The sequence below is a fragment of the Sulfurimonas sp. genome (assembly GCF_028694895.1).
Lineage (GTDB): Bacteria > Campylobacterota > Campylobacteria > Campylobacterales > Sulfurimonadaceae > Sulfurimonas.
Window position 1 is genome coordinate 1 of sequence record NZ_JAQVKA010000070.1, and the last position, 7,918, is coordinate 7,918.

The 7,918-nt window shown below is 37.4% G+C and carries 10 protein-coding genes; all 10 read right to left on the reverse strand.

Features of this window, described 5'->3' with window-relative positions; all coding sequences use genetic code 11:
- The coding region (locus PHI38_RS07750) for a class I SAM-dependent methyltransferase (protein WP_299854686.1) at nt 1-247 on the reverse strand (247 nt) is incomplete at its 3' end.
- 59 nt (nt 248-306) lie between these two features.
- A complete protein-coding gene (locus PHI38_RS07755) occupies nt 307-1,464 on the reverse strand; it encodes a PAS domain-containing protein (protein ID WP_299854689.1) in 1,158 nt (385 codons plus the stop codon).
- A 16-nt stretch (nt 1,465-1,480) separates the two neighbouring features.
- On the reverse strand, nt 1,481-2,191 hold the full coding sequence (locus PHI38_RS07760) for a TonB family protein (protein ID WP_299854691.1): 711 nt from the start codon (nt 2,189-2,191) through the stop codon (nt 1,481-1,483).
- Nucleotides 2,188-2,589: a biopolymer transporter ExbD gene (locus PHI38_RS07765; protein WP_299854694.1), complete on the reverse strand. Its 402-nt coding sequence runs from the start codon at nt 2,587-2,589 to the stop codon at nt 2,188-2,190. The genes PHI38_RS07760 and PHI38_RS07765 overlap by 4 nt, the downstream gene beginning before the upstream one ends.
- On the reverse strand, nt 2,586-3,026 hold the full coding sequence (locus PHI38_RS07770) for a MotA/TolQ/ExbB proton channel family protein (RefSeq protein WP_299854697.1): 441 nt from the start codon (nt 3,024-3,026) through the stop codon (nt 2,586-2,588). Before PHI38_RS07770 ends, PHI38_RS07765 begins: the two co-directional genes overlap by 4 nt.
- On the reverse strand, nt 3,016-3,999 hold the full coding sequence (locus tag PHI38_RS07775) for an ABC transporter substrate-binding protein (protein ID WP_299854700.1): 984 nt from the start codon (nt 3,997-3,999) through the stop codon (nt 3,016-3,018). The genes PHI38_RS07770 and PHI38_RS07775 overlap by 11 nt, the downstream gene beginning before the upstream one ends.
- A gap of 1 nt (nt 4,000) precedes the next feature.
- Nucleotides 4,001-4,819, reverse strand: a complete 819-nt coding sequence (modD, locus tag PHI38_RS07780; protein WP_299854702.1) for a ModD protein — start codon at nt 4,817-4,819, stop codon at nt 4,001-4,003.
- A 1-nt stretch (nt 4,820) separates the two neighbouring features.
- The gene (locus tag PHI38_RS07785) at nt 4,821-5,615 is read right to left on the reverse strand and encodes an ABC transporter ATP-binding protein (RefSeq protein ID WP_299854704.1); all 795 of its coding nucleotides are present in this window, start codon (nt 5,613-5,615) and stop codon (nt 4,821-4,823) included.
- Nucleotides 5,606-6,631: an iron ABC transporter permease gene (locus PHI38_RS07790; RefSeq protein WP_299854705.1), complete on the reverse strand. Its 1,026-nt coding sequence runs from the start codon at nt 6,629-6,631 to the stop codon at nt 5,606-5,608. The genes PHI38_RS07785 and PHI38_RS07790 overlap by 10 nt, the downstream gene beginning before the upstream one ends.
- A complete protein-coding gene (locus tag PHI38_RS07795; RefSeq protein ID WP_299854707.1) occupies nt 6,632-7,654 on the reverse strand; it encodes an ABC transporter substrate-binding protein in 1,023 nt (340 codons plus the stop codon).
- Between the last annotated feature and the right edge of the window lie 264 nt (nt 7,655-7,918).

The window sequence follows — 7,918 nt, forward strand, 5'->3', positions numbered from 1 at the left end:
CAAGAGAGAGCATCTCATCTGATTGATCAAAAAAAGTTACATGTAACTCTGTAATCTGCGCCATTGCACGCCCAAGTGCACCAGTTCCACATCCAACATCAAGGCATTTTCCACTTGAGAGGGCAGTCTTTTGCTTTATCTGCTGTGCTATTACAGGGTAAATTGGTGCAAATACTTCTCGTACTATGCGGTCAAATCCACTTGGATTGGTTCCGCCTTTATGCTCTTTTTTTAACTCTTCGCTCACTTTTATCTCCCTTATTTAGTAGTATCTTTTTGTACATAACGCTATATATAAAAAATGTTTTACGCCCAGTCTAAAAGGCGTCTTTCACCCTCTATCTTTTTGATATCTGTAATATCTTGAGTAAGCTCGATTACGCCTTTGTAGCACTTCTCTGCATCTCTAAGTGCAAAGTATCTGATATGAATCAATCTTCCGCCAAAAGTTATCCAAAACTCTGCGTTATCTTTGCTTCCATTTTTAAATGCTTCTAGAATTTTTAACACCGTATCAACGCTCTTTGGAGGGTGACAAAACTTTACTTCTCTGCCGATTACGCCAGGACTTCTTAAAAAAGTTCTCTCGCTTCCTTTGTTAAAAAATGCCACTCTGTCATTCTCATCCACAAAAGTTACATCAAATGGAAGTGCGCTAAAGAAGAGGTTTAGTTGGTCTTGCGAGAGTGCTCCCTCTTGTAGAAAAATCGCACCCAAAGATGATGCCATATCTGTTTTACTGCTCTCATCTTTTGGCCATAGCGGAGGATTTTGCATAAAAACATACCCTATCTCTTTCTCCTCTTTGCTCATCTTCTCCCACTCCTCATTTGAGAGCAGTTTCATAGCTGTTGGCAGAAGCATCTTCTCTTCTCTGGTCGTCATATCAAAGATATCTTGTACAACATCTTTGAGAAGTGTCGCCATCTCCTCGTTCACCTCTTTTGCTTCAACCGCTTTTGTAACTAGCTTTAGATTGGCTCTTATCTCATCTTGAAACTTCCACATACCCGTGCTTGGATAAGTAAAGTCATGTTTTTCAAGATATGGAAATAGTTGATCCTCTTTTCTAAGATAGTGAGTGTGGATATGCGCTAAACCTTTTAAAAGTACCAAAGTTTCATTAAGGTCTGATGGGTCTTGAAATGCGGCATCTGTCTTGTTACATAACTCTCGTATGACTATATTTTCTTGTAAGTAGTTTGTAACAGGATGCCCTTTTGGTTGTATCAATGGGTCTGATTTGACTCTGTTTTTTATAACATTTAAGAAAAAATCTCGCCTTGGGATGCTTCTTTCTCTTGGGCCATCTTCATCAAAAACTCTCTGATTTGCTTTGAAGAAATGCTCTATGTTTATATCTCCCATCTCTAAAAGCCACGCTTCTCTTTGAGCTTGGCTCATCTCATCAAAAGATCTGTGAAACTTCACAATCTTCTCTATTTTTATACTCTCTTCATTCATCTTTTATATTCCCCTTTTATTTTAAATTAAACGCAACTGGCACTATTATCGATATTTTTCCACTTGGAGGCGCCTCAAATGGTAAGACGCTTAAGATTGTCTCTATTGCCTCACGGTCAAGCGTTTTATGTCCGCTTGATTTTTTTACTTCACATGATGACTCCACCACACCTCCGTTATCTAATATTTCAAATCCCACAACACTCTCGCCCTCTAGTTTTAGTCGCCTAGCAAGAGATGGATATCGTAGATTTTCTTGTATCTTGGCTCTTACTTTAAAGAGATACGCTTCGAGGATATTTGGGGCTATTTTTGAGGTAGCTTTTTGCTCTTGTGATGCTTTTTGAGGAGTCTCTACTTTTGTTGATTTGTTTATATGCAAAGAGTCGTTTTGAGCTACTGCAATGGGCTTTGTTGCGGCTTCTTGTGGTGCTTCTTCTTTTGGTTGTGCAGCTGCTTTAGTCTCTGCAACTTTCTCTTGTTTTACTACTGGTGTTGGTTTTGCAACTTCTTGTTTAACTACTTTTTTAGGCAGCTCTTTAAGTGTCTCTTTTGGTTTTATCTCCTCTTTTTTCTCCATCTTTGGTGCATCAAGGAGAGCTATCTCTATAGTTCTTGGAGTGATAATCTGAGGCTCTTTTACTTCATTTAGCGTATAAAAAATAGAAGCATGTAAAATGGTTGTAGATGCGACTGAGATAACAACTCTTTTGTAAAAACTATTCATCTGCTTGCCTCTTGTGTTTGGATAGAAAACTTAGAGATACTGTTTTGTTTGCAGATGTCGATCACTTTTACAACATGCTCAAACGAAGTTTTTGCATCACTTCTTAAAATCACGCCATCTTTGGCTATAAGAGTGCTATTTTTTGCTAACTCGTCATTTAGATTTTCAACTCTATTGTCATTTAGAAAAATTACTCCATCTTTATCTATTGTCAAAACTAACGGTTTCGCATCTTTTTGACTCTGTTGTTTAGAGGCATTTGGAAGAGAAATAGCTATCTTTTGTTGTGCTACAAAAGTTGCAGTTGCCATGAAGATAACTAAAATAACAAGAACAATATCCACAAATGGAGTCATATTTATCTCTGATATTTCATCATAGCTGTTATCAACTCTCATTTCTCGTCCGCCTCCATTTGAAGTAACATCATCTTAATTTTTCTCACAAAATAGTTATATGCCATAACACTTGGAATCGCTACAAAAAGTCCAGTAGCAGTTGCAACTAAAGCTTCTGAGATACCGCCCATAACAGCGTTTACACCAAACTCATTCTCTGAAGATAGAGTATGAAAAGCATTGATTACTCCAAGAACTGTTCCAAAGAGCCCTATAAAAGGGGCGTTGTTTCCAAAAGTTGCCAGTAGCCCTAGACGTTTTTCTAAAACAACTCTGATTTTTGGCTCACTTAGATTTTGTATGTTATTTTTTACATAGCTAAAGACAAGTACTCTCTCAACAATAACGCCAAAAGATACAACGCTCATGGACAGAAGTATCCAAAGGATTGGATCAACTCCAATGATTGCTACATGAAGTAATTTTTCACTTAACACTATTAGCTCCTTTTTGAGTAAAGAAGAGTTTTTCAAACTCCGCTTTCTCTTGTTCAAATGATTTTTCTAAAATTGATGGATAAAAAGAGTGGATAAGCCATCTTATGCCCAAAAGCCTCATGAAAGAGGGCGGTCTTGAGATATAGTTAAAAGGAGTTGATGGAATCGTGAAAACTTTACCATCTTTTACTGCTTTTATATTTTCCCATTGTGAGTTTTGAGATACATTTTCTGCAAATGTACTCTCCATAGCGACTATTACATCTGGATTACTAAGCAAAACTTTCTCAATGCTAATTTTTTCCATCCCATAGTTTGAACTCATCTTGCAATCAAGTGCATTTTTTGCCCCTGCAAATTTAAACGGTTCTAAGTGAAAAGAGCCTTCACACTCGCTATTTAGCCCATCAACGCCTTGTGCATAGTAGTAACGAATGCTCTTTTGCTCTTTGAGTTTACTCTGCAGAGATTCTATGAGCGAGAGGCTTTTTTGTGTGTAAGCGATTAACTCATCTGCTCTTGCTTTGTTATTTGTAAGATTTCCTAAAAGTTCAAATTGTGTGATGATGTCATGTATAGAGTCGTTTTTTACAAGTAAAACAGGGATGCCCAACTTCTCAAACTTTGCTAAAATCTTCTCATGCGCGCTTGAACGCCCCCACATAAGGATAACATCAGGTTTTACACTTGAGAGAATCTCAAAGTTTGGAGTGTTGCCTTGACCCATAAATCCACCAACCACTTTTTTATCAAATGCGCTTCCAACATACTCTCTTTGAAGCTCGTTAAATGGCGAGTTAAGTGCAGCTACTAAGTCTGGATTAAAAGCTAAAACGCTCATAGTGATTGGTGGCGAAGCAGCATAAATTTTAGTGATAGTATCAGGAACTACAACTACTCTGCCATAATCATCAGTGATGGTTTTTGCACTGAGTGAGAGAACAATTAGCAATAAAGTAGTTAAGAGTTTCATCTTACTTATCCTCTTTGATTTTTACTTTGATATCAAGAGGTTTTGCGTGATATGGCGATGAAGTAACTATAAAATCAACTCCACATTTTGCAAACTCTGCGATGTTGTCTTTATGGATACCGCCAGTTGCGGAGACTAATAAACTTGGAAACTCTTTTTTAAGTGAAACGCACTCGCTTAGAGTTTTGTAGTCCATCTTCTCACACTGTAAAATGTCAGCTCCCAAAGAGGCAAAATATCTAGCACTCTGTAGCGAATCAACTTCAACAGCTACTTTTCTCTCAATGAACTCACTCTTTAGTTTTTTAAAACTACTCTCTAGTTCAGCTTTATCGCTTAAAAAAGCAAGATGCTGATCAAACACTAAAATAGAGTCATAAAGCCCAAGACGATGAGGTGCTCCGCCTCCGCTCATGACAGCCTTTAACATCATCTCTTTTACACCTGGGAAATTTTTTCTTGTAGTAGAGACGCTTATATTTGGGTTTATCTCTTTTGCAGTTGTAACTAAAATGTTTGTATATGTTGCGATGCCGCTCATGTATTCAAAAATGTTTTGAGAGATTTTCCATGCTTTGTGAAGTTTACTAGCCTCTGCTTTGCACTCTAAAATAACTTCATGAGCTAAAACTCTATCGCCATTTTTTTTGAAAAAAGTGTGTTTTATATCTAGCTCATTTAAGATTTTTCTTACTTCATCAACTCCGCAAAGCACTATTTCATCTTTTGGCGCAAAAGTCATGAGACCTTTTTTCTCGCCAATACCAAGCCCAAGCGTTGTTAAATCAAAATAGCCAACATCTTCAAATAGTAAATCCATCTTATATAGCCTCTCTTTTTCGCTCAAATATAGGAACACATCTTCTATGCGAGTCATGCATAATAATGTCTGCTTTGATGTTATAAACATCTTCTATCATCTGCTTTGATATCACATCCTCAGGTGCGCCATCACAGATGACTACTCCGCCATTCATGACAACTACTCGGCTAGAAACCAAAAGCGCATGATCTGGATAGTGAGTAGTTTTTAAGAAGGTATATCCCTCAGACCCAAGCTCACTAATAAGCTCTAAAAGTCTTATCTGATTTCCATAATCAAGCCCAGCAACAGGCTCATCCATGATAAAAACATTTACCTCTTGAGCAATTGCGCGAGCTAAAAGAACCATCTGTTTTTGTCCACCGCTAAGTTGCCCAAAAGCTCTACTCTTTAGATGCTCTATCCCTATTTTTTGAAGCGCTTTGTCTGCTACTTTATAGTCATGAGCTGATGGAAGAGCGAAAAAATCAAGCTTTGAGACTCTTCCCATAACTACCATCTCTTGGACTGAGTAGTTAAAAGGTGTGTTGTTGTACTGAGGAATATACGCTACATGTGAAGCTATATCTTTATGCGAATAATTCTGTAAAGGTTTGCCATCTATCGCTATCTCGCCTTTGCCTTTTATAAGCTTTAAGATGAGTTTGATAAGTGTACTTTTTCCACATCCGTTTGGTCCAAGCAGAGAGACGATTTCGCCTCTGTATAACTCAAGGTTTACTCCTGAGAGAACTTGATGGTTTTTATATGAAAAGTGCAAATCTTTTACGCTTATGATAGGTTTTAGTTCCATGCTGCCCTCGCATTTTTGAGAACTATTATAAAAATAGGTATCCCAATAAGTGAAGTCAAAATCCCAATAGGTATCTCCACGCTAAGAGCTAGTCTTGAGATAGCGTCAGCCAGAAGTAAAAAAGCTCCTCCAACAATCGCAGAGAGTGGAATAAGTAGGCGGTGTGAAGGCCCAACTGCCATTCGGACTATGTGCGGTATGATAAGTCCAACCCAGCCGATGATTCCAGCCATAACAACGCTTAGTGAACTAGCCAGTGTAGCAAGGATGATAGCAACAATGCGGATAAGTTTGACATTTACGCCAAGCGCTTTTGCTTCCTCATCGCCAAGGCTCATGAGGTCAAAATATTTACTCATAAATATCATCCCAGTTATACTAAGTAAAATCGGAATCGCTACAAATGCGACTTCATTTAGTTGCGCCATTGAAAGCGAGCCCATAAGCCAGTAAACGATAGCAGGAAGTGTGCTGTATGGATCTGCTACATACTTTATGATTGAGAGAAGTGAAGTAAAGAGCGCCGCACTGATAACGCCGCCTAAAACTAGCATAACAGTAGATCTTGAGTTTGTAACCATAGAGCCTATAAGCACAGCAAAACCAACCGCTACAAATCCAAATGCGAATGCTAAAACCTGCACTATAAGCCAACTATCAGAGAGGAGCATTCCACACGCAGCGCCAAATGATGCACCAGCTAAAACCCCTAAAATCCCTGGAGATACTAGAGGATTTACAAACATCGCTTGAAATACAGCTCCACTAGTTGAGAGTGCAGCACCCAATAGAATAGCTAGTAAAACTCGAGGAAGTCTAATCTCTAAAATGATGTTATCAATCAGAGTAAAGGTTTGAGAGTCAATCTCTCCTTTAGAGAAAAGTTTATAGTTTAAATACTCTACAAATGTACTCATATCTATCTGATACTGCCCCCATAAAAGAGACAATAGCGCAACAATAGCTAAAGTAAGTGTTGCAAGGAGTAGATATTTAGCCTCTTTTTTGTATCGCATCTAGTTTTTCTCTGCTAGAAGTTCTTTAACTTGAGCATCGCTTAGTTCTACATTTAAAAATAGTTTGTAGAACTCTTTGACTCTTTTGTGGATATTTACATCGTACTCATTAGGATGAAACAGCTTGCTAAGCCACTGAATCCCTATGATTCTCATAAAAGATGGTGGTCTGTCTATCCAGTTAAAAGGGTTGTTTGGCACTATGTGGAGATTTTTCTCTTTAACTGCTCTTAGGTGTTGCCATAGAGGATTTTTCATAATATTGTCGTATGTAAGTCTGTTTTGAGCGATAATGATATCAGGGTCATAAGAGAGAAGTGTCTCAAAGTTTATCTTCTCTAGCCCTAAAAGTGCCCTTTGCTCACACTTATGAGTGTTCTCGCCACCCGCAAAGTTTAGTGCTTCAACGTGGAAAGAGACGCTACACTCAGTAGATAACCCATCTAAACCCTCTGCATAGTAGTACTTTGTAGGTTTTACACCATCAAGCGAAGTTTTAATCTCATCTATAATATTTTGAGTATAAGAAGCTAGTAAATCTCCTCTAGTTTTCTCTCCTATTGCTTCACCTGCATATGCAATCGAGCGAGGCATAGTTTGTATCTTTCTAAAAGGAAGGGTAATGGTTGGAATGTTTGTTTTTGCAATCTCTTTTTGAACTTTACCAATGAGTAAATCATCTTCCCATAAAAGAATAAGGTCTGGGTTGTGCTTTATAATAGTCTCAAGATTTATACTCTGTCCACCACCATGAAAAGAGCCAATAACGGGAAGTGAGAGAAATTTTTTACTTAAAAAAAGTTCATCAGCAGCGTTATTTTGATTTTTCGCACTGAAATTCAGTCCTGACATTTTTTCAGGATTTAGAGCATAAAGCAGATAGTTCATGGGTGGAGATGAACCAAAAGCTGCCTCTACGTTGTCTGGTACACTGATATCTTGATTGTTTAAATCTTTGATAACCTTAGCTTGCAATGAACTTACCAATGTAAGCAAAACAATAAACTTAATTAAATTAATCACTCTTTATCCCTTTTTTTATGGCTAAATAGATGGTATCTTTTTTGAAATAGCGGCATGCTTTTTTTAAATATCATTATATATTCAATGATATAACGAATAATAAAGTAATGTTTCTTAATAATAACTGACTCAAAGAGTGTTAAAGAGAAGCATTTACTGATTTGCAATTTATGCATTAAGGCGATATACGTGAGCATTGTGAGCTTAGAAGAGATACTATTATTACTTTATCTGATTTAAACTAGAAATAGTATATTTATATTT